This is a genomic window from Aeromonas sp. 600948 (assembly GCF_049174875.1).
GTDB classification, from domain to species: domain Bacteria; phylum Pseudomonadota; class Gammaproteobacteria; order Enterobacterales; family Aeromonadaceae; genus Aeromonas; species Aeromonas veronii_A.
Genome location: NZ_JAAKTY010000028.1, coordinates 23,527 through 43,583, shown reverse-complemented (window position 1 = coordinate 43,583; position 20,057 = coordinate 23,527). Strand labels below are relative to the sequence as shown.

The window sequence follows — 20,057 nt, the reverse complement described above, 5'->3', positions numbered from 1 at the left end:
TCAGGTAAAATTACAGAATATTCATGCACTCACTTTGCATTTGTATTTTCTAACAGAAACATTCCGGGGACGCAAGGAGGAGCTGATGGCCAATCTGGATTTTTTTTCACTTTATAAGAATATTATCGCGATTCCCTCTATCAGCAGCACGGATCCCAAGTGGGATCAGAGCAATGAGGCTGTGATCCGGCTGCTGGCCGACTGGTTCGGTCAGCTCGGTTTTCAGTGCGAGGTGACGGCGCTCCCCGATCTGCCGGGCAAATTCAATCTGGTGGCGACGATGGGTCAGGGGGAGGGCGGTCTGCTGCTGGCGGGTCACACAGATACGGTGCCGTTCGATGAGGGGGGTTGGAGCAAGGATCCCTTCAAGGTGACCGAAGAGGGCAATCGTCTCTATGGCCTCGGCACCATCGACATGAAGGGCTTCTTCGCCTTTATCGTGGAGGCGCTCAAAGATATTGACCTCACCAAGCTGACCAAGCCGCTGCGCATTCTCGCCACTGCCGACGAAGAGACCACCATGGCGGGGGCCCGCGCCATCGCCGCGGCGGCCGAGCTCAAACCCGACTACGCCGTGATTGGCGAGCCGACCGGACTGGTGCCGGTGGTGGCCCACAAAGGGCACATGTCGGAGGCGATCCGCATTACCGGCAAGAGCGGTCACAGCTCGGATCCCGCCAACGGCGTCAACGCCATGGAGATCATGCACAAGGCGATGGGGCAGGTGCTGCGCTTGCAGCAGGATCTGAAAGATCGCTACGCCGACCACCGCTTTGCCGTGCCGCAGCCGACCCTGAACCTGGGTTACATTCAGGGGGGCGACAGCCCGAACCGCATCTGCGGCTGTTGCGAGCTACATATCGACCTGCGACCCACTCCGCAGGTGGGGCCGGATGAGCTGATGGGGATGCTCAAAGAGGCGCTCTCTCCCATCGAGATCCACCAGCCGGGCTGCCTGCATCTGCAGCATCTGCATGAGCCCATTCCCGCCTACGCCTGCGCCGACGACTCTGTGCTGGTGCGCGAAGCTGAGAAGGCGAGCGGTCGCGCCGCCGAGTCGGTCAACTACTGCACCGAGGCGCCGTTTATCCAGCAGCTTGGCTGCCAGACCATAGTGATGGGCCCCGGTCATATCACCCAGGCGCACCAGCCGGATGAGTATCTGGACCTGTCTTTCGTCAAGCCAACCACCTCAGTGTTGCAGCACCTGATCAGACGTTTTTGCCTGTAGCGGCAGCGGTGAAAGGGGCGTAAAAACTGTAAGTAAGTTACATAACAAGCCGGTTGTGGAGTGGTGATGGAAATACATGTTCTGAATCGGCCTGTTATTTGACCTTGCGCAGACAATCTGGGTAGATTGTCACCCTAAGATGACGGAGCATATGTTGTAATCGCACAACAATAAGTGAGGTCGTCTAGCACCCCGGATGGGTGTCAGGCACCAACAAGATAAGGATGTGGAATGAACGAAAAGTACGCCGCACTACGCGCCAACGTAGGTATGCTGGGTCAGCTGCTGGGTAAATCCATCAAGGATCATCAGGGTCAGGCCTTTCTCGACAAGATCGAAACCATTCGCCAATTGGCCAAGTCCTCCCGCAAGGGCAATGAATCAGACCGGGAACGTCTGCTCGATACCCTGCGCACCCTGAGCGATGATGAACTGCTGCCGGTGGCCCGCGCCTTCAGCCAGTTCCTCAATCTGGCCAACGTGGCGGAACAGTTCCACACCATCTCCCGTCGCTGCGAAGAGCAGGTCTGCACCCCGGATCCGCTGGAGCAGATGTTCGACAAGCTGAAAGCCTCCAACCTGTCGCAAGAGGCCATCATTCAGGCCGTGCGCGAGCTGGATATCGATCTGGTGCTGACCGCTCACCCCACCGAGGTGACCCGTCGCACCCTGATCCACAAGCACGTACAGCTCAACGACTGCCTCGAGGCGCTGGAGCTTTCCGACCTGCTGCCCCGCGAGCGGGACAAGATCCTCAATCGCATCGAACAGCTCATCAATCAGGCGTGGCACACCAACGAGATCCGCGAACAGCGCCCGACGCCGGTCGACGAGGCCAAGTGGGGTTTTGCGGTGGTGGAGAACAGCCTGTGGCCCGCCATTCCCGAATTCATGCGCAATCTGGACGAGCGTCTGCAACACCATCTGGGTGTGCGGCTGCCGCTGGATGCCGCGCCGGTCAAGTTCACCTCCTGGATGGGCGGTGACCGCGACGGCAACCCCTTCGTTACCGCCAAGGTGACTGCCGAAGTGCTGGAGCTGGGCCGCTGGATGGCGGTGAGCCTGTTCTACAAAGACATCAAGGAGCTCACCTCCGAGCTCTCCATGTCCGACTGTACCGACGCCGTGCGTGCTCGCGTTGGCGATCACCCCGAGCCCTACCGCGCGCTGGTGCGCGAGCTGCGTGAAGCGCTGCGCGAAACCAAGGAGCACCTCACCGCCAAGGTGCAAGGCCAGGCTAGCGAGAGCCAGGATCTGGTCAAGACTACCGCCCAGCTGCGCGAGCCGCTGGAGCTCTGCTACCACTCATTGCACGCCTGCGGCATGGGCAACATCGCCGATGGCATGCTGCTGGACGTGCTGCGCAAGGTCGCCTGTTTCGGCATCCATCTGGTCAAGCTGGATATCCGTCAGGATGGCGAACGTCACGGTCTGGTCTTCTCCGAGCTGACCCGTTATCTGGGTCTGGGTGACTACGCCGAGTGGAGCGAGGATGACAAGCAGGCCTTCCTGCTCAACGAACTGAACTCCCGCCGCCCGCTGATCCCCCACGACTGGGAGCCGAGCGCCGAGGTGCGCGAGACGCTGGATACCTGTCAGGTCATCGCCGAGCACGACCCCGATGCGTTTGGCATCTACATCATCTCCATGGCCGGTGCGCCGTCCGATGTGCTGTCGGTGCAACTGCTGCTCAAAGAGGCGGGCTGCAAGTTCCGCATGCCGGTCGCCCCGCTGTTTGAAACCCAGGATGACCTGATGGCAGGCACCGCCGTGATGGAGCGCCTGCTCTCGGTGGACTGGTATCGCGGCTACATTCAGGGCCGTCAGTACGTGATGATCGGTTACTCCGACTCTGCCAAGGATGCGGGCATGATGGCCGCTGGCTGGGCCCAGTACGCCGCCATGGAATCCCTGGTGGGGCTGGCCGAAGCCAACAACATCCGCCTCACCCTGTTCCATGGCCGTGGCGGTACCGTTGGCCGTGGCGGTGCGCCTGCCCATCAGGCCATCCTCTCCCAGCCGCCGGGATCCCTGCGCGGCGGTCTGCGTACCACCGAACAGGGGGAGATGATCCGCTTCAAGTTCGGTCTGCCGAAAGTGGCGATCAAGAGTCTGGAGCTCTACACCAGCGCCGTGCTGGAAGGGAACCTGCTGCCACCGCCCAAGCCGAAAGAGTGCTGGCGCGAGGTGATGGAACAGCTGGCCGCCGACTCCTGCGATCACTACCGAAGCATTGTGCGCGGTCATCCGGACTTCGTCCCTTACTTCCGTGCCGCTACCCCGGAGATGGAGCTCGGCAAGCTGCCGCTCGGCTCCCGTCCTTCCAAGCGCAAGCCCAACGGCGGCGTCGAGAGCCTGCGCGCCATTCCGTGGATCTTCGCCTGGACCCAGAACCGGCTGATGCTGCCGGCCTGGCTCGGTGCCCACAAGGCGCTGCAGCAGGCGATCGACGGCGGCAAGCTGGCGGTGCTGGAAGAGATGAGCGCCCAGTGGCCCTTCTTCCGCACTCGCCTCGAGATGCTGGAGATGGTGTTCCTCAAAGCGGACGTCTGGCTCGCCGAGTACTACGACACCCGTCTGGTGCCGCAGGAGCTGTGGGGCCTTGGCAAACAGCTGCGTCAGGAGCTCGCCGAATCCATCGAGGTGGTGCTGAAACTGAGCCCGCGCGGGGATCTGCTGGAGGATCAGCCGTGGATCAAGGAGTCCATCAAGCTGCGCAACCCCTACACAGACCCGCTCAACGTGCTGCAGGCCGAGCTGCTCAACCGCTCCCGCAACCACCCGGAGACCCTGCACCCCGAGCTGGACAAGGCGCTGATGGTCACCATCGCCGGCATTGCCGCAGGTATGCGCAATACGGGTTGATAGCCAGCCCAAGCAAGAGGCTTTAGTTATATCTATCAAGCCAAAGGGCGCCGACAAGGTGCCCTTTGTTTTTTGTTGCCCAGCAGAATTCGGCTCGATGGGAACCCCACCCATGTTTTGGACTGTATTTTGTAGGGTGCAGCAAGCGCAGCGCATTGTACGGCTCGGAAATGATTTTAGCCCTGACTCGTCCTGTGTTTAATTCGGCAAGCGGCACAATTCATCTTGTTCATTGCTCTCTACTCATTACCGGTGATGGGTACAGATTTCCCCTCCGGCTTGCATCACTCGCCACGCAGGCGCAGACTGTTTGGCCTTGTTTTTATGCGATTCGATTCAAGGCAACCATCATGACTCCTGCCATCAACCTGCTGAAGAAGCTCAAAATCCCCCACAAGCTCTACCCCTATGAGTGCGAAGCCCACGATGATTTCGGCAAGCATGCCGCGACCCAGCTCGGGTTGCCGGAGGCGCAGGTGTTCAAGACTCTGGTTGCCCATCACGACAAGCAGGCGGTGGTGGCCATCGTTCCCTCATCCGGCATGTGCAGTCTGAAGCAGCTGGCCAAGGCGACTGGCCTCAAGAAGGTGGAGATGATGAAACCGGCGGAAGCGGAGAAGCTGACCGGTTACAAGGTGGGTGGCATCAGCCCGCTGGCCCAGAAGAAGCTGCTGCCCACCGTGCTCGACGAGTCGGCGCTGCAGTTTGACGAGATCCTGGTGAGCGGCGGCAAGCGCGGCCTCTCGGTCGGTGTGGCGCCGCAGGATATGCTGACGCTGATGAAGTGGATCGCCGCTCCCATCGGCGAAGAGTAGTGCCGGGCACGTTGTGAACCTGTTCTCCGGGCCTGTGGTGGCCCGGATAGCCCCACCTGTGAGCGGGCGCGTGCCCTGTGCTCAACGGGGTGCGTGCCAGTCTATAATGGGTGAACCCCGTTGTATGAGTTCAGCCATGATGTACCGACTTCTGTTGCTTTGCCTCTGTTTATCCCTCCCCTCTGCCTTGCTGGCTGCCACCCGTTTTACCCTGCTCAGCCCTGAAAACAGTCAGGATATGCGGATGCGTTATTACCGTGAGGTGATGCAGCTGGCGCTAGAGAAAACTCGCCCCGAATATGGCGACTACGAGTTGCTGGACTCCCTGCCGATGAACAAGGCGCGGATGCGGATCGAGGTGCAGGAGCAGGGCAAAAACGCCCTCTTTATTGTCGACAGCTGGCCTTATCAGGGGGAGGCAGTGGCGGATCAGGTGGCATCGATCCCGTTCCCGATCGATATGGGGATCCTCGGCTATCGGGTCTGTTTCGTCGGCTCGGATCGTGCTGCCGAGCTGGCGCGGGTGAACACCCTGGATCAGTTGCGCCACTTCACTCAAGGGGTGGGCACCGGCTGGCAGGATGCGGTGATCCTGCGCAACGGCGGGCTGACTGTGCATGAGGTGGATAACTACGAGTCGCTGTTTCGTATGGTGGCACGAGGGCGCATCGATCTCTTCTGCCGCGGGGTGAGCGAGCTGCGCAGCGAGCAGCTGACCCACAAGGAGATGACGGATCTGCTGGTGGATGACGCACTGTTGATCTACTACCCGCTGCCCCGGGTTTTCTACACCCATCCCAACAATCGCGAGGCGTTGCAGCGGGTCGAGCGGGGGTTGCAGCTGGCGTGGCAGGATGGCTCGCTACAGGCGCTGTGGCGCAAGAGCTTTGGCCCGGCCATCGCCTTTGCCAAGCTCTCCCAGCGCCGACTGCTGCGACTGGATAACCCCTTCCTCGACGGGATCAGCTTCGATTACCGCCACTACTTCTACAATCCGCAAACCGATCGCTTCGGCGATTACTGAGGTGCCTGCCGCTGGCGGCAGAGGGCCAGCCAGGCCTCGGCGGTGCGCGACAGATAGCGCTCGCTCGGCCAGATCACCCCGAGTCGCCAGCTCAATTCGGGCTCCAGCGGCCGCAGTACCAGACCATCCGGGGTCAGCCGGTTGCAGACCGGCTCCGGCAAGAAGGCGACCCCCATGCCGCTGCGTACCATGGCGGTGAGAAAATCCCACTGGCTGCTGCGCGCCGCCACCTGCGGCACAAAGCCCGCCTCCTGACACGCCTGCTCCAGCCGCTCGCTCAGGGTAAACGCCTGGGTATAGAGCAGGAAGGGCTCCTCCTGCAGGGATTCCAGCCGCAGCGGCGTCTCGCCATGCCAGCGGGGTTGATCAGGCAGCACTACCCGGATCGGGTATTGATCCAGCTCCAGCGCGCTGAGGGCCCCCCCCTCTTTGGTCGGCAGCATGGTGATGGCGAGATCCAGCTCCCCCTCCAGCACCGCCTGTTCGATACGGCGACCGCCATACTCCACCAGGGTCAGCTCCACCTTGGGATAGCGGGTGCGGTAGGCGCGGATCAGATCCGCATAGACGTGACCCACCATGGGGGGAATGCCGAGGGTGAGGCGACCGTGTTGCAGGCTCTGCAGATCCGCCAGTTCGGCCTCCAGCTGCTGCATCTCCGCCAAGATGGTCTGGGCCCGGTTGAACAGCACCTGGCCGCTGTCGGTCAGGGTGAAGCGGCGCCCTTCCCGGTTGAGCAGGGGTTGGCCCAGCTCCTCTTCGATATTGCGGATCATCTTGCTGATGGTGGGCTGGGTGACGAACAGCTTTTCAGAGGCGCGGGTGAAGCTTTTTTCCCGCACCAGTTCGACAAAATAGCGCAGGGCGCGAATATCCATGGACTCTCTCGACTCGTGTTGGCGGGTACGGGATGAAGTATGCCTATGCGGCATGAATTTGATAATTTTAATTCATTTCTGGCAGGTTTTGCTCAACTCTATACTGTGAGCCGGTTCACAGAAAGACGATGATCATGAAAGCCCTCTGCTTGCGCTGGTTACAGACTCCCTTCCAGATTGTGTTGCTGGCAGCCATCTGGCTGCTGGCCGATACCGCGGTGCGTACCCTCCATCTGCCGCTGCCCGCCAACCTCACCGGCATGTTGTTGCTGCTGGCCTGCATCCTGCTCGGAGTGGTCAAGGCCGAGTGGTTCAGTGCCGGTGCGCGCTGGCTGCTGGCCGAGATGCTGCTCTTCTTCGTCCCCGCCGTGGTGGCGGTGGTCAACTATCAGGAGCTGCTGCTGCAAGAGGGGTGGCGCATCATGGTGGTGCTGCTGGTGAGCACCACCCTGGTACTCGGCACCACGGCGCTGGTGGTGGATCGGGTTTACCGCCTCGAACTGAAACTGGCCCGCCGGAGTCGCCGTCATGTCTGATACCCTGCTCGGGCTGATCTGTTTCGCCCTCACCCTGCTCTTCTACTACGCCAGCAAATGGCTCTACGGCAAAAAGCGGATCCTGCCGCTGATGCCGCTGCTGCTGGCGCCGACCCTGCTGGTGGCCGTGGTGCTGCTGTTCCACATCCCCTATCAGGATTACATGGCGGAATCCCACTGGCTGCTCTGGCTGCTGGGCCCCGCCACCGTTGCCTTCGCCGTGCCGGTCTACGAGAACCGCCAGCTCATTCGCCGCCACTGGCTGTCGCTGTCGGTAGGGGTGGTCGCATCGGTCATCATGGCGGTGGGGAGTACCGTGCTGCTGGCCCGCTGGCTGGATCTCTCCGACATGTTGCAGCGCAGTCTGGCGATGCGCTCCATCACTACACCGTTTGCGGTGGAGGCGACCCGCGCCATCGGCGGTCAGAGCGATCTCACCGCGCTGTTTGTGGTGCTGACCGGGGTGATTGGTATGGCGGTGGGGGAGAGCGTGCTCACCGTGCTGGCCATTCGCAGTCGCCTCGGCAAGGGGGCGGGGTTTGGCGCCTCGGCTCACGGCGCCGGCACTGCCAGGGCTTATCAGATGGGTAATGAGGAGGGAGTGGTCTCCAGCATGGTGATGATGATCGCCGGTATGGTGACCGTGCTGCTGGCGCCCCTGCTGGGCCGGATGTTCTGGTAGGCCTGGCTTCCCTTTAGAAGGCTGCTCGCCCCGGCGCTACACTCTAGTGAGCGTGTATTCCCGGGATGAGCAGTATGACCTTTCATCGCCTCGCTTCCTGCTTGCTGCTGTGCAGTCTTTCCCTCCTTGCCACTCCCCTAAGGGCGAGCGACGTCATCACTCATATCAGCCCCGAGAGCGATCGGGACTTGCGTACCCTCTATTTTCGCGATCTGTTGCAGCTGGCGCTGGAGAAGACCCGCGACAGCTTCGGTGACTACGAGCTGCGGACCGCACCGCCTATGAACCGTATCCGGATGAGACAGATTGTGCAGACTCAGCAATACCCCAATCTGTTTGTGGCCGACAGTCTGCGTCCGGCCGCAGAGAGCGGAGCGCTGGATTACGTCCGCTTTCCGGTGGAGCTGGGCATCCTCGGTTATCGCATCTGCTTTGTCAGTCCGCAGCAGGCCGACGCAGTGGCAAGGGTCAATACCCTGACCGAGCTGCAGCAATTTCTGCACGGGCAGGGGCGTGGCTGGCAGGATGCGGAGATCCTGCGTCATGGGGGATTCAAGGTGCAGGAGGTCGACGGTTACGAGCGGCTGTTCAAGCTGGTGGCCCGTGGCCGCATCGATCTCTTCTGCCGCGGTGCCAACGAGCTCTTTATCGAGCAGGAGCAGCACAGTGATCTGCCCGGCCTCACCGTGGATCGGCGAGTGGCGCTGCACTATCCCTTCCTCCATCTCTTCTACACCCACAAGGATAATCAGGCCGCCATCCGCCGCCTCTCGGTCGGCCTCAAGCTGGCGTGGCGGGATGGCTCGCTGCAACAGCTCTGGCTGTGCCACTTCAAACCTTCCCTCGAGCAGGCGCAGCTCCCCAGACGCCTGTTGTTCGAGTTGGCCAATCCGCGCCTTGATAAGGTGGACTTTGATTATAGGGCCTACCACTACAACCCCGTTGACGGGACGTTCGGGCCCGGGCTGCCTTGAACCTGATGGTGTTGTTAGCGGATAAAGGGCCGTCTCTGCTGATGTGCTAAACCATGCCAAAAAGGCATGTTTTTTATTATTTAAATTCATTTTTTGATGGTTGTTGCGCTGCATATACTGGGGGTCGCTTCACGGTTCAGGTTTGCTCCTGTCCGCTTCTGGCTTGCGCGAGTGAGCCTGAATCGTCCTGCTGCGGCGTCTTGATGTTCTGCATGAAGGCGTCCATCACTGGGCCGGGATCGATCCCGGCAGGTATTACAGCTGACGGAGCCTTGTTATGTTTAATCCCCACTCTTGCGCCCTGATTGTCGAAGGGGGCGCGATGCGCGGCATCTTTGCCAGCGGCGTGCTCGATGCGTTTGTCGAAAGTCACCACTACCCGTTCGATTTCGTCATGGGCGTCTCGGCCGGTGCCACCAATCTGGTCTCTTATCTGAGCGAGCAGCCGCGCCGCAGCCACCACATCATCACCGAGCTGGCTTGCAGCTCCCGGTTTCTCGATCCCCTGCGCTTTGTCAAAGGGGGCGATCTGGTGGACATCGGCTGGCTGTGGCAAGCCAGTCGCCATCGCTTCCCGCTCGATCTCGAGACTTTCTGCGCCCGCGACATTCCCTTCTATGCGGTGGCGACCGATGTGGCGAGCGGCAAGGCCATCTATCTGCCGGTGCGGCCCGACAACATGGATGAGGTGCTGACCGCCACCTGCGCCCTGCCGGTGGTGCAGCATGATACCCCCTGTGTCGATGGTCGCCCCATGGCCGATGGCGGCATCAGCGACTCCATTCCGGTGATCGAGGCCTATCGGCGCGGTGCACGGCGGATGACAGTGGTGCTGTCGGAACCCCGGGGCTATCGCAAGAAGCCGGCCCGTTTCTGCTGGATGGTCAAAGCCTTGCTGAAAACCCAGCCTGCACTGGCGCAAGCTATGCTGGAGCGGGATCGCGCCTACAACCGGGCGCTCGATTTCATCGCCAATCCCCCTGCCGATTGCGACATCGAGGTGATCGCGCCACCGACCGATTTCATGGTCTCCCGTTTTACCCAGGATCCGATCAAGCTGGAGTCCGGCTATCTGCAGGGTTACTGGCAGGGGCGCCAGAGCGTGCTGCGGGCAGTCAGGACTGTACGTGCCGCTTAGCGGCAACCTGGTGTCTTTAAACGTTGCCACCCTCTGAGGCAGGTCACTGAATCGGGGGCGCTGGCGTGGTTAAATGGTCGGCTCACATCTTGCCGGATATTGTTGTGACCATGCCATCTGACCTTCAGCCGCTGCTCGCTTGGCCTGACTATCTGCAGGCCTCCTGGCTGCGCTGCGCCCACCAGACCAGTGCCACCCTCTGGCATCCACCCCACAGCGCCAAGGGGCAGACCTTGCAGAGCCTGCGCCAGCGCAAACGGGATCTGCTCACCACCGGCGAGATGGCCCTCGAAGATCTCTACGAATTTATGGAGGGGCGCCCCTGCGCCCTGCTGCTCACCGACGAGAGCGGCTGCCTGCTGGCCCGGACCGGCCACCCCGCCACCCTGCGCGAGCTGGCGGCGCTGGGGTTTGGCCCCGGCGCCTTTTTCAGCGAGGGGCGTATCGGCACCAATGCCATCAATCTGGCCGCGCTGGAGGGCGTGCCGCTCTGCGTCAGCGGTGCTCAACACTTCAATCAGACCCTCCACCCGTGGCACAGCTGTGCCAGCCCGGTCTACAACAGCAATGGCCGTCAGGTCGCCATCATCGCGTTGATCTGCAAGGTGGAGGAGGCGAGCGCCGGCGATCTGGCGCTCACCGTCAGCGCCGGGCGCGAGCTGGCCCATCTGCTGCAGATGGAGACCCTGATGCAGGAGTCCCAGCACCACCTGAGCGAACTTTATGCCCTGCTCGATGGCATGGATGACGGTGTGCTGGCCTGGGACCCTCAGGGGCGCTTGCGCTACCTCAATGCGCTGGCGGCCCACCGGCTGCGGCTCGATCCGGCGCTCTGTCTCGGCCAACCGCTGGAGCAGCACCTGCTGTTGCCCCAGCGGTTGCAGTTGGCCATCAGGGGGCAGACGCCACTGAGCCATGTGGAGGTAACGCTGGAGCGGCTCGGCGCGCAGGAGGGGGAGTTTATCAATGCGCTGGTGAGCCTCAAGCCGCTGCCAGGGCCGGAGGGGGTCAGCTTTATCGCCCTGCTGCACCCGGTCGATCGGCTGCGGGCCATTCATCAGCTGCGCCAGACGGTGCCCGAGCTGTCGGCGCTGGTGGCGGAGTCGAGCGCCATGCGCAAGTTGCTGCGCTACGCCCGGCAGGCGGCCCAGAGTCAGGGGCCGATCCTGCTGCGCGGCGAGGAGGAGGTGGGCAAGGCCCAGCTGGCGGAGGCGATCCACTTTGGCAGCGAGCGGGCCGCCGGGCCGCTTATTACCCTCAACTGCAAGGCGCTGCCGAGCGAGCGGATGGCGCTGGAGCTGATGGGCTCCGACGAGGCGGGGCAGGAGCGGGCGGGCAAGTTCGAGCTGGCCCACGGCGGCACCCTGGTGCTGGAGCAGGTGGAGTGCCTCTCTGCCCCCATGCAGGCGGCGCTGCTGCAACTGCTCAAGACCGGCCGCATCCAGCGCTTCGATTCGGCCCGCATTCTGCCGCTCAAGGTGCGGATCATCGCCACCAGCAGCGCCCCGCTGGAGCAGCTGGTGCAGGAGGGGCTGTTTGGCCGCCAGCTGCTCTATGCCTTGCAGGCGTGCGAGCTGTGGCTGCCGGGGCTGCGGGAGCGCGCGGCCGATCTGCCGGGCCTTATCAGCCAGCAGTTGGCGGCGCAGGGGCGCGAGCCGGTACGCCAGTTCAGTCCGGCGGCCCTCGATTGTCTGCTGGCCTATCCCTGGCCCGGCAATCTGGGGGAGCTGCGCAGTGCGGTGGAGCATGCGCTGCTCCACGCCGGTCAGGGGCTGATCCCGCCCGAGGCGCTGCCTGCCGCCATTCGGCACGGTTATCAGCGGGTGGCGGACGAGGTGGTGGGACAACCGCTGCTCACGCTGGCGGAGCTGGAGCGGCAAGCCATCTTGCGCTGCGCTCACGCCTGCAAGGGGCAGGTGAGCCAGATGGCCCAGCATCTTGGTATCAGCCGCACCACCCTGTGGCGACGGCTCAAGCTGCTCGAGATCGATCCCGCTGACTATCACGGTTGACGGTGAGCCGTCGCCAACTGGCCCGTAGAAAACGAAACGGCCCCGCAGATGCGGGGCCGTGTTAAATGGCTAGGTCAGTCGTGGTGTGGTTACAGCCCCAGCTGGTGGGCGGTGACGATGGCCGCCAGCACATCCTCGGCGGTGACCTTGAACGGCATATTGTGGATGGTCTCGCCCTCGGCAGTGGAGGCTTTGGCTACCTCCATCAGGCGCGTCATATCCAGCTCCTTGACCCCCATCATATGCAGGTTGGTCGGCAGGCCCACCGAGCGGCAGAAACCCAGAACGGTTTCGATCTCCGCCATCGGCGCGTTCTCCAGCACCAGCTGCACCAACGTACCGAACGCCACTTTTTCACCGTGATAGAGGTGGTGACACTCGGCCAGCTGGGTCAGACCGTTGTGGATGGCGTGAGCGGCGGCCAGTCCGCTGCTCTCGAAGCCGATTCCGCTCAGGTAGGTGTTGGCCTCGATGATATTCTCCACCGCCTTGGTGCATAGCCCCTGCTCTACCGCCAGCTTGGCCTTGTAACCATCGGCCAGCAGAGTCTTGTAGCAGAGCTCGGCAATGGCCTGCGCCGCCAGGGTGGAGGCGCCACCGGCCATGGTCTGGCAACCTGACACCTTGTTGGCCCGCGCCTCGAAGTAGGTGGAGAGCGCATCACCCATGCCGGAGACCAACAGCCGTACCGGGGCGCGGGAGACCACGCCGGTATCCATGATGACCATGTTGGGGTTGGTCGGGATCATCAGGTATTCGCTGAACTGCCCCTCCGGGGTGTAGATGACCGCCAGCGCGCTGGTGGGGGCATCGGTGGAGGCGATGGTGGGTACTATGACCACCGGCACCTTCTGGTAGAAGGCGACCGACTTGGCGGTATCCAGCGTTTTGCCGCCGCCGATGCCGATGATGACGTCAAACGGGGTCTGCTGGCAGCGGGCCAGCAGGCGGTCGATCTCGGGGCGGGAGCACTCGCCGTTGAAGCAGTCGAACTCCGGCTTGATACCGGCGCCGTGGAAGCTGGTGGCTACGGTATCGCCCACCAGCTTGGTGACGAAGGCGTCGGCCAGAATAAGCGGCTTGCTGCCGAGCGCCTTGACGTAGTTGCCGATATTGGCGAGGGCCCCGTTGCCTTGCACGTATTTGCTGGGGCTGATGATAATGCGGTCCATATTTTATCCCTCTCTCTTTATGAATTAAGAATCGGGGCGAAGGGGCGGCTGTGCCGGGGACTCCTTCGTCTTGAATGAAGCTGCACAGGCTCAGCGAGCGAGTGCAGCCCTTGAAACAGTGGCGTGCGGCGTCAGTCGCCGAAACGCTCGTCGGCCAGCTGCTGGAAGCAGGTCAATGCTGCGGTGGCATCCTCGCCGCGCGCCAGCAGGGTGAGCGCATCGCCCTGACGCACGTTGAGCATGGCGAGCCGGGTCAGGCTGCGGGGATTGGCCTCTTTATCCCCCTTTTGCAGCTTGAGTTCGGCGGCAAAGGGCTTGAGGGCGGCCACCAGTCGGGCGGCGGGGCGCACATGCAGGCCGTGGGGGTTATCCACCACCACCTCGCAGCGCAGCCAGCCGTCGTCGACAACGGGGGCTGTCTCGGTGGCGGCCTGCGCCGCGCTGGCAGGCAGCATCGCCTGTTTCGGGCCCAGCGCGCCGATCGCCTCGGCGGCCACCTCATCCAGCGTCAGGCCGGAACCGGCCGCCACCATGGCGGCCAGGGTACCCTCGACCAGCGGGGCGGGGCAGAGTCGCACCCTCGCGCTCAGCTCCGGGGGCAGCAGTTCGAGGGCGGTCTCGGCGCTGAGCAGGGCGCTGCCCAAGTCCATCAGCACCAGCACGCCGCTGCCGTCGTCCGCTTCTTCAATCGCACTCATCACCGCGATGGCATCGGTACCGATGGGGTGGTCGGGGTCATCGACCCCGGCCGCCAGCAGCAATCGGGCCGGGCTGCCGAGCTGGTCGGCCAGCGCTTTCAAACCGGCCGCCAGCATGGCGCTGTGAGAGACAACTACGATTCCGATCATGTCACAACCTCGCTCTGTCACGCAGGGCGGTCAGCAGCAGCAGGGTCGAGGTGGCCCCAGCATCCTGATGGCCGATGCTGCGCTCGCCAAGATAGCTGGCGCGCCCCTTGCGGGCCTGCATCTGGATGGTCGCCTCGGTACCGGCCGCGGCGGCTGCCACCGCTTTATCCAGTGCTTCGTTGAGCGGCAGCTCTTGCTGCTGCGCCTGTTGCAGGGCGGCCAGTGCCGGCCACCAGGCGTCGCACATGGTCTTGTCGCCCGGCTCGGCACGGCCGCGGGAGACGATCCCCTCGACCCCGTCGCTCAGCATTTTGCACAGCTGACTGAGGCTCAGGCTCTGGCAGGCGTCACTGCTGGCTGCGGCCCGGATAAAGAAGGTGCCGTAGAGCGGGCCGCTGGCGCCGCCGACCGAGGAGAGCAGGGTCATGCCGGTGGTTTTCAGTACCTGACCGATATCCTTGTCCGCCACCGCCGGCAGCTTCTCGGCTACCTTGGCGAAGCCGCGTTGCATGTTGAGGCCGTGGTCGCCGTCGCCGATGTCGGTATCCAGAGCGGTGAGGTAGTCACGCTGCTCGGTAAAGATGTGTTCGCAGTCGAGCAGCCAGTTGACGATTTGGTGTTTGCTTAGCATGGCTATCGGCACTCCTTAGCAGCCGCGACGCAGGGCGGGGGTGTGAACGGGGGCATCCCACAGGGTCATCAGTTCGTCATCCACCTTGAGCAGGGTGATGGAGATGCCGGTCATGTCGAGGGAGGTGCAGTAGGGGCCAATGAGGTTGCGCACCAGATGGATGCCCGCCTCCTCGCACAGGGTGGCGAGGCGACCATAGACGCCATAGAGCTCGGAGATGGGTGTGCCGCCGAGGCTGTTGACCAGCGCGATGACCCGATCGCCTTTGTTGAGCGGTTCGATAAAGGTGTGCTCCTCCTGCCAGCTGCCGCTGGTGCGATCCCAGTGGCGCAGGGTGCGCCCATAGGGGGTATTGTCCGCCAGCTCGCTGAACATGTCGTCCACCAGGGTATTGAGGTCGGTGAAGGGGCGGCGCTCGATGCCCGGCTCGCCGTGGATACCGACGCCGAACTCCATCTCGTTGTCCGCCAGGGTGAAGGAGGGCTTGCCAGCGGCCGGCACGGTGCAGGCATGCATGGCCACGCCTATGGTGCGGCTCTGGTTGTTGATGCGACGGGCCAGCGCCTCGCAACGCGCCAGATCGTAGCCCGCCTCGGCGGCGGCACCGACCAGCTTCTCGCACAGCACGGTCGTGGCGACGCCACGGCGACCGGCGGTGTAGAGGCTGTCTTTGACTGCCACGTCGTCATCGATGAGGGCAAAGCCCACCTTGACCCCGTCGCCGTGCAGCAGCTCGACCGCGGTCTCGAAGTTGAGTACGTCGCCGGTGTAGTTCTTCACCAGAAACAGCACGCCCGCGCCGCCATCAACGGCCTGACCGCACTCGTACATCTGATCCGGGGTCGGGGAGGTAAAAATCTCGCCGGGGCAGGCGCCATCCAGCATCCCTTTGCCCACCAGACCGCCGTGCATCGGCTCGTGGCCGCTGCCACCGCCGGAGACCAGCGCCACCTTGCCCATCACGGGGGAGTCGGCGCGGGTGATGTAGTGGGGTTCGATACGTACCTTGAGCTCGGGGTGGGCGGCTGCCATCCCCATCAGTTGTTCACGGACCACGGCATCGACGGCATTGATCAGTTTCTTCATGGCTCACTCCTTGGCTTGCCACCGCACGGGTGGGCAAATGGTTGATGGAGCCAGTCTAACGACAGAAAAAGGGATAAAAATGACGGGCGATTTGGTTCGGATTTGAAACAGCAGAAGGGGGATGAGTGTTTCAATCTGAAACAACGCAGGGCTAGCGAGCGGGAAACTGTTAGCTGACTCACAGCCATGAAAAAGGGCCCCGCAGGGCCCTTGGCTATAACCGGAATATGCGGACGGGTTAGATGGCCCAGCCACCGGCGTAGAAGACAACCAGCGCCACGGCGATGATAACGGTGCCGACGTTCAGCTTCTTCCACTCGGCAGCGAAGATGCGGCCAACGACCAGCGCCACGAAGCCCAGCATGATGCCGGTCACGATGTTGCAGGTGAGCACGATGAATACGGCGCACAGCATGCCGGAGAGCGCATCGACCGAGTCGCTGAAGTCCAGCTTGGTGACGTTGCCCAGCATCAGCAGACCGACATACATCAGCGCCGGTGCGGTGGCGTAGGCTGGTACTAGATAGCTCAGCGGGGAGAGGAAGATCATCAGCAGGAACAGCACGCCGACCAGCGCGGCGGTCAGACCGGTCTTGCCACCGGCCGCGGTGCCTGCGGCAGATTCGATGTAGACGGCAGCCGGAGCACCACCGACGGCGCCCGCCACCATGCTGCTGACGGAGTCGGCAGTCAGGGCCTTGCCGCCGCTGATGATGTGGCCACGTTCGTTGATAAGGCCTGCCTGACCGGCCACGGCACGGATGGTACCGGTGGCGTCAAACACGGCTGTCATCACCAGCGCCAGTACGGTCGGAATGACTACCGGATTGAGGGCGCCCAGCAGATCCATGCTGCCTACCAGCGAGCCTTTCTCGCCAGTCAGGCTCGGCATGGCGAAGAAGCCCTGCCAGGTCACTTTCGGGTCGAAGATAAGGCCGAGGATGGAGATGGCGATGATCACCATCAGGATGCCGCCCGGCACCTTGCGACGCTCCAGACCGAAGATGGCAGCCAGACCCAGCACCGTCATGATGACCGGGAAGGCGGTCACTTCACCGAGCTGTACCGGCAGACCGGCCCCTTCGTTCTTGATCACCATGCCAACACCGTTGGTGGCGATCAGCAGCAGGAACAGACCGATACCGATGCCGGTACCGTGGGCGATGCCGGAGGGGAGGTTGTCCAGGATCCACTGGCGCACGCCGGTGACGCTGATCAGGGTGAACAGCACACCCATCAGGAAGATCGCGCCCAGGGCGACCGGAATGCTCAGCCCCTGACCCAGCACCAAGCTGAATGCGGTAAATGCGGTGAGAGAGATGGCGCAACCGATAGCCATCGGCAGCTTGGCCCACAGGCCCATCAGCAGGGAGCCGAAGGCGGCGATCAAACAGGTGGCCACAAACACCGGGCCCTGCTCAAAGCCGGCTGCGCCCAGCATGTTCGGCACCACTATGATGCTGTAGACCATCGCCAGGAAGGTGGTCAGCCCCGCGACCAGCTCCTGACGCACGCTGCTGCCGCGCGCAGAAATGGAAAAATAAGAGTCCAGAAAGCCGCCTGTCCCTGTTTGGGCGGCCATATCTTGCTTTGCCATAACTAATCCTGAAAGTGTGAAGGAAATCGTTTGCGTTGGTGGCGCGCAAAATAGCAAGAATTCGCGGCAAATACAGCGGATAACCTGACTTTTTCGTCACTATTTTACATTTTGAGTCCATTCGGAGCTCATTCTAAGACTCAAGCGGTGAGAGCATGTAAGGGAGGGATCAAGCTGTCGGGGGAGGGGAGAGCAGTGAGGAAAAAAGCGGGGAACAACAAAAAACCCGCCGAAGCGGGTTTTTTTTAATTCTTGCAGAGCTGTCAGCAGTTGGCATGAGCCATCAGCAGCATGCTCCGGCTTGAATTACAGACCAACTACGTTGGCAGCAGCCGGGCCTTTCTGGCCTTGCTCGATGGTGAACTCAACGCGCTGACCTTCGTCCAGGGTTTTGAAGCTGGTGGACTGGATAGCGGAGAAGTGTACGAACACGTCTTTGCTGCCGTCAGCCGGGGAGATGAAACCAAAACCTTTCTCAGCGTTGAAGAACTTAACGGTACCAGTCATTTTGTTAGACATAATAATTTCCTTAAATAGTGTTGAATGCCACCTAAATGGCAATTTTTGATTTTTCGTCAGCAATACGTATGGGGAGCACTAAAGAAGGAGAATTATTTGATAAGAATTATCCGAGGATAACGCTTATGCTAATCACTGCTTTACTAAAATGACTGCCTAACATAATCAGGTCTGAACTGCCGAACCATCGAGAAAGATTAAAACACGCTCTCATTTTTAAAGCAAACTTTATCTCGATATTAATGTTTTGTAACAGCCAAAAATATCATTTTTTATAGTAAACATGATGCATTTCAACGGCATAGAAAAATCAGTGAGGACTCATATCACCCTGTGGCAAGTCAGATTCGGCTTTTTTGTCCTGACTATGTAGCCAGTTCTGGCAAAAAATATGAGAAAAAATGAAAAGCTGGCGATAGATGGGGATTGTCAGTTGGCGTTTTCTCTAACGCGCAATGTAAATCACTTCTTTGCTGCTGCGATTAGCTTCTGAGCTGCAAATCAATGGCGGCGCCAAATTTGGCTCATCGAGCATTGCCCAGACATGCAAACGCCCGCTGGCACCAAGTGCCAGCGGGCGTTTTGCAAGAAGGGATCAGCGTTTGCTGCGAAACTTGTTGCTGACCGAATCAATCCAGCTGAAGGTTTCCGGCAGCACCTGGTTCTTGGCGCGCTCTTTGGCTTTCTCGCGAGCCAGCTTGGAGGCTGCCTTGGCCGCTTCGGCGCGGTCGGCCACAATTTTCAGGCGACCCTCTTCACGGATCTTGTTCCGCTCTCCGTTGGTCAGCTGGTGGTCTGCATTGGCTTGTGCCTTTTGCAATAACAAGGCTATCTCGGCTTTTTCGGCCTCGGTCAGATCTTTCATTTCCAGCTTTTTCACGGCGCGCTCCTGCGGCAGGGTGGTTAGACACCCTAACACAGTTGTGCCGATCACTTCTTATGCAATCGGCTTTCCGGCAGTAAAAATGCGGGTTTGTGCCAACTTTCCGTTATTTCGCTGCCACTTTCCCGCCTGTTTGCCACATTTCAATTTATGGCGAGCGGTGAGGGCAGCTCTTGCTCCTCCGGCTCGACGTGGATAAGCACAATGGCGTGGGGCAGTTGCTCCATGATGGCGTGTTCGATGCGATCACAGATATCGTGTGCTTCACCGATGCTCATCTCCGGGGGCAGTGTGAGATGGAAGTCAATATGGCGGCGACGACCGGCACGACGGCTGCGCAGATCGTGAAAACCGCTGGCGGCAGGGCAGCATTCGGTGATGATGCGGCTGGTCATCGCCAGCTCTTCCGGGCTCATACTCTGGTCGATCAGCGGCTGGAAGGCCTCGTTGAGCATGCTGATCGCCTCTCTGACAATAAAGATGGCGACCGCAATGGCGACCAGCGGGTCGAGGATGGCGAGGGAGTAGCCGAACAGACCGGCCAGCCAGATCCCGCCAAGACCGACGGCGACCCCGGCTGAAGTGAGCACATCCGCCTTGAGATGAAGCGCATCGGCAGCCAGCGCGACCGACTCCTCCTCTCGGGCCACCTTGTAGAGGTAGGCAGAGACGCCGCTGTTGACCAGCGCCGAGATCACCATCACCAGTACGCCCCAGCCAATGCTCTCGATGGAGCTGGGGGTGATCAGCTTGTCGACGGCTTCGAAGATGATCCAGCCCGCGGCCAGCAAGATAAGCAGTGCTTCGATGACGCCGGAGACATTTTCAATCTTGTCGTGACCATAGGGGTGGTGTTCATCGGGCGGGAGATCGGACTTTTTCACCGCGAACAGGGCGATCAGGGCCGCCACCAGATCCATGGCGGAGTGGATCGCCTCCGAGATGATACTGACCGAGCCGCTGGCGAACCCGGCCACCATTTTCATGATGATCAGACTTATATTGGAGCAGACCGACACCATGGCGGCTCTGGTTTTTCTGTTCATGTACAGCTTCCTGAATAAAAACGGATATTTCGGTGCGGCGCGCATTATATCCGGCTGACCGGAAATAACCTATTCGGTGTTGTAACCTGATGTTTCCGGTGATATTGCGAATGCTTATTA

General features: G+C 61.4%; 18 protein-coding genes. 9 read left to right on the top strand and 9 right to left on the bottom strand.

Annotated features, from left to right (window positions below):
* Nucleotides 1–85 precede the first annotated feature (85 nt).
* The 4 genes from argE to G5182_RS18445 all read left to right on the top strand — a co-directional run bounded on the left by argE (nt 86) and on the right by G5182_RS18445 (nt 5,935).
* A complete protein-coding gene (gene argE / locus G5182_RS18460; protein WP_227341843.1) occupies nt 86–1,231 on the top strand; it encodes an acetylornithine deacetylase in 1,146 nt (381 codons plus the stop codon).
* A gap of 231 nt (nt 1,232–1,462) precedes the next feature.
* Nucleotides 1,463–4,096, top strand: a complete 2,634-nt coding sequence (gene ppc / locus G5182_RS18455) for a phosphoenolpyruvate carboxylase (protein WP_115522987.1) — start codon at nt 1,463–1,465, stop codon at nt 4,094–4,096.
* A gap of 350 nt (nt 4,097–4,446) precedes the next feature.
* Nucleotides 4,447–4,911, top strand: a complete 465-nt coding sequence (ybaK, locus tag G5182_RS18450; RefSeq protein ID WP_005336092.1) for a Cys-tRNA(Pro) deacylase — start codon at nt 4,447–4,449, stop codon at nt 4,909–4,911.
* A 139-nt stretch (nt 4,912–5,050) separates the two neighbouring features.
* Nucleotides 5,051–5,935: a hypothetical protein gene (locus G5182_RS18445; protein WP_421254624.1), complete on the top strand. Its 885-nt coding sequence runs from the start codon at nt 5,051–5,053 to the stop codon at nt 5,933–5,935.
* Here G5182_RS18445 and G5182_RS18440 read toward each other — a convergent pair.
* Nucleotides 5,929–6,813, bottom strand: a complete 885-nt coding sequence (locus tag G5182_RS18440; protein WP_227341847.1) for a LysR family transcriptional regulator — start codon at nt 6,811–6,813, stop codon at nt 5,929–5,931. The two genes, G5182_RS18445 and G5182_RS18440, sit on opposite strands and share 7 nt — an antisense overlap.
* Nucleotides 6,814–6,947: 134 nt before the next feature.
* Between G5182_RS18440 and G5182_RS18435 the strand changes: the two genes are divergently transcribed.
* The 5 genes from G5182_RS18435 to dhaR all read left to right on the top strand — a co-directional run bounded on the left by G5182_RS18435 (nt 6,948) and on the right by dhaR (nt 12,155).
* A complete protein-coding gene (locus G5182_RS18435) occupies nt 6,948–7,349 on the top strand; it encodes a CidA/LrgA family protein (protein ID WP_041202734.1) in 402 nt (133 codons plus the stop codon).
* Complete coding sequence (locus G5182_RS18430) at nt 7,342–8,031, top strand: LrgB family protein (RefSeq protein ID WP_005341581.1); 690 nt, start codon at nt 7,342–7,344, stop codon at nt 8,029–8,031. Before G5182_RS18435 ends, G5182_RS18430 begins: the two co-directional genes overlap by 8 nt.
* Before the next feature lie 74 nt (nt 8,032–8,105).
* A complete protein-coding gene (locus G5182_RS18425) occupies nt 8,106–9,005 on the top strand; it encodes a hypothetical protein (RefSeq protein ID WP_227341848.1) in 900 nt (299 codons plus the stop codon).
* Between the two features lie 277 nt (nt 9,006–9,282).
* Nucleotides 9,283–10,143 (top strand): patatin-like phospholipase family protein, encoded by an 861-nt coding sequence (locus G5182_RS18420; protein WP_216952179.1) that lies wholly within the window; start codon nt 9,283–9,285, stop codon nt 10,141–10,143.
* A gap of 110 nt (nt 10,144–10,253) precedes the next feature.
* Nucleotides 10,254–12,155, top strand: coding sequence for a dihydroxyacetone kinase operon transcriptional regulator DhaR (dhaR, locus tag G5182_RS18415; RefSeq protein ID WP_421254621.1), 1,902 nt, complete (start codon nt 10,254–10,256; stop codon nt 12,153–12,155).
* Between the two features lie 89 nt (nt 12,156–12,244).
* Here dhaR and G5182_RS18410 read toward each other — a convergent pair whose 3' ends face one another.
* The 8 genes from G5182_RS18410 to G5182_RS18375 all read right to left on the bottom strand — a co-directional run bounded on the left by G5182_RS18410 (nt 12,245) and on the right by G5182_RS18375 (nt 19,937).
* Nucleotides 12,245–13,327, bottom strand: coding sequence for a glycerol dehydrogenase (locus G5182_RS18410; RefSeq protein WP_216952177.1), 1,083 nt, complete (start codon nt 13,325–13,327; stop codon nt 12,245–12,247).
* Between the two features lie 131 nt (nt 13,328–13,458).
* A complete protein-coding gene (gene dhaM / locus G5182_RS18405; protein WP_216952176.1) occupies nt 13,459–14,175 on the bottom strand; it encodes a dihydroxyacetone kinase phosphoryl donor subunit DhaM in 717 nt (238 codons plus the stop codon).
* A gap of 1 nt (nt 14,176) precedes the next feature.
* Nucleotides 14,177–14,806 (bottom strand): dihydroxyacetone kinase subunit DhaL, encoded by a 630-nt coding sequence (gene dhaL / locus G5182_RS18400; protein ID WP_005341571.1) that lies wholly within the window; start codon nt 14,804–14,806, stop codon nt 14,177–14,179.
* Nucleotides 14,807–14,821: 15 nt separating this feature from the next.
* The gene (gene dhaK, locus G5182_RS18395) at nt 14,822–15,892 is read right to left on the bottom strand and encodes a dihydroxyacetone kinase subunit DhaK (RefSeq protein ID WP_064341830.1); all 1,071 of its coding nucleotides are present in this window, start codon (nt 15,890–15,892) and stop codon (nt 14,822–14,824) included.
* Nucleotides 15,893–16,130: 238 nt separating this feature from the next.
* Nucleotides 16,131–17,489 carry an NCS2 family permease gene (locus tag G5182_RS18390; RefSeq protein ID WP_005356503.1) on the bottom strand — a complete coding sequence of 453 codons (1,359 nt, stop codon included), beginning with the start codon at nt 17,487–17,489 and terminating at the stop codon, nt 16,131–16,133.
* Between the two features lie 306 nt (nt 17,490–17,795).
* Complete coding sequence (cspE, locus tag G5182_RS18385) at nt 17,796–18,008, bottom strand: transcription antiterminator/RNA stability regulator CspE (RefSeq protein WP_005316548.1); 213 nt, start codon at nt 18,006–18,008, stop codon at nt 17,796–17,798.
* A 595-nt stretch (nt 18,009–18,603) separates the two neighbouring features.
* Complete coding sequence (gene yjbD, locus G5182_RS18380; protein WP_005340165.1) at nt 18,604–18,888, bottom strand: DUF3811 domain-containing protein; 285 nt, start codon at nt 18,886–18,888, stop codon at nt 18,604–18,606.
* Nucleotides 18,889–19,034: 146 nt separating this feature from the next.
* Nucleotides 19,035–19,937, bottom strand: coding sequence for a cation diffusion facilitator family transporter (locus tag G5182_RS18375; protein WP_421172478.1), 903 nt, complete (start codon nt 19,935–19,937; stop codon nt 19,035–19,037).
* Nucleotides 19,938–20,057 lie beyond the last annotated feature (120 nt).

Coding starts and splice junctions, on each gene's coding strand:
- argE (WP_227341843.1), top strand. CDS start 86: ATGGCCAATCTGGATTTTTTTTCACTTTATAAGAATATTATCGCGATT.
- ppc (WP_115522987.1), top strand. CDS start 1,463: ATGAACGAAAAGTACGCCGCACTACGCGCCAACGTAGGTATGCTGGGT.
- ybaK (WP_005336092.1), top strand. CDS start 4,447: ATGACTCCTGCCATCAACCTGCTGAAGAAGCTCAAAATCCCCCACAAG.
- G5182_RS18445 (WP_421254624.1), top strand. CDS start 5,051: ATGTACCGACTTCTGTTGCTTTGCCTCTGTTTATCCCTCCCCTCTGCC.
- G5182_RS18440 (WP_227341847.1), bottom strand. CDS start 6,813: ATGGATATTCGCGCCCTGCGCTATTTTGTCGAACTGGTGCGGGAAAAA.
- G5182_RS18435 (WP_041202734.1), top strand. CDS start 6,948: ATGAAAGCCCTCTGCTTGCGCTGGTTACAGACTCCCTTCCAGATTGTG.
- G5182_RS18430 (WP_005341581.1), top strand. CDS start 7,342: ATGTCTGATACCCTGCTCGGGCTGATCTGTTTCGCCCTCACCCTGCTC.
- G5182_RS18425 (WP_227341848.1), top strand. CDS start 8,106: ATGACCTTTCATCGCCTCGCTTCCTGCTTGCTGCTGTGCAGTCTTTCC.
- G5182_RS18420 (WP_216952179.1), top strand. CDS start 9,283: ATGTTTAATCCCCACTCTTGCGCCCTGATTGTCGAAGGGGGCGCGATG.
- dhaR (WP_421254621.1), top strand. CDS start 10,254: ATGCCATCTGACCTTCAGCCGCTGCTCGCTTGGCCTGACTATCTGCAG.
- G5182_RS18410 (WP_216952177.1), bottom strand. CDS start 13,327: ATGGACCGCATTATCATCAGCCCCAGCAAATACGTGCAAGGCAACGGG.
- dhaM (WP_216952176.1), bottom strand. CDS start 14,175: ATGATCGGAATCGTAGTTGTCTCTCACAGCGCCATGCTGGCGGCCGGT.
- dhaL (WP_005341571.1), bottom strand. CDS start 14,806: ATGCTAAGCAAACACCAAATCGTCAACTGGCTGCTCGACTGCGAACAC.
- dhaK (WP_064341830.1), bottom strand. CDS start 15,892: ATGAAGAAACTGATCAATGCCGTCGATGCCGTGGTCCGTGAACAACTG.
- G5182_RS18390 (WP_005356503.1), bottom strand. CDS start 17,489: ATGGCAAAGCAAGATATGGCCGCCCAAACAGGGACAGGCGGCTTTCTG.
- cspE (WP_005316548.1), bottom strand. CDS start 18,008: ATGTCTAACAAAATGACTGGTACCGTTAAGTTCTTCAACGCTGAGAAA.
- G5182_RS18375 (WP_421172478.1), bottom strand. CDS start 19,937: ATGAACAGAAAAACCAGAGCCGCCATGGTGTCGGTCTGCTCCAATATA.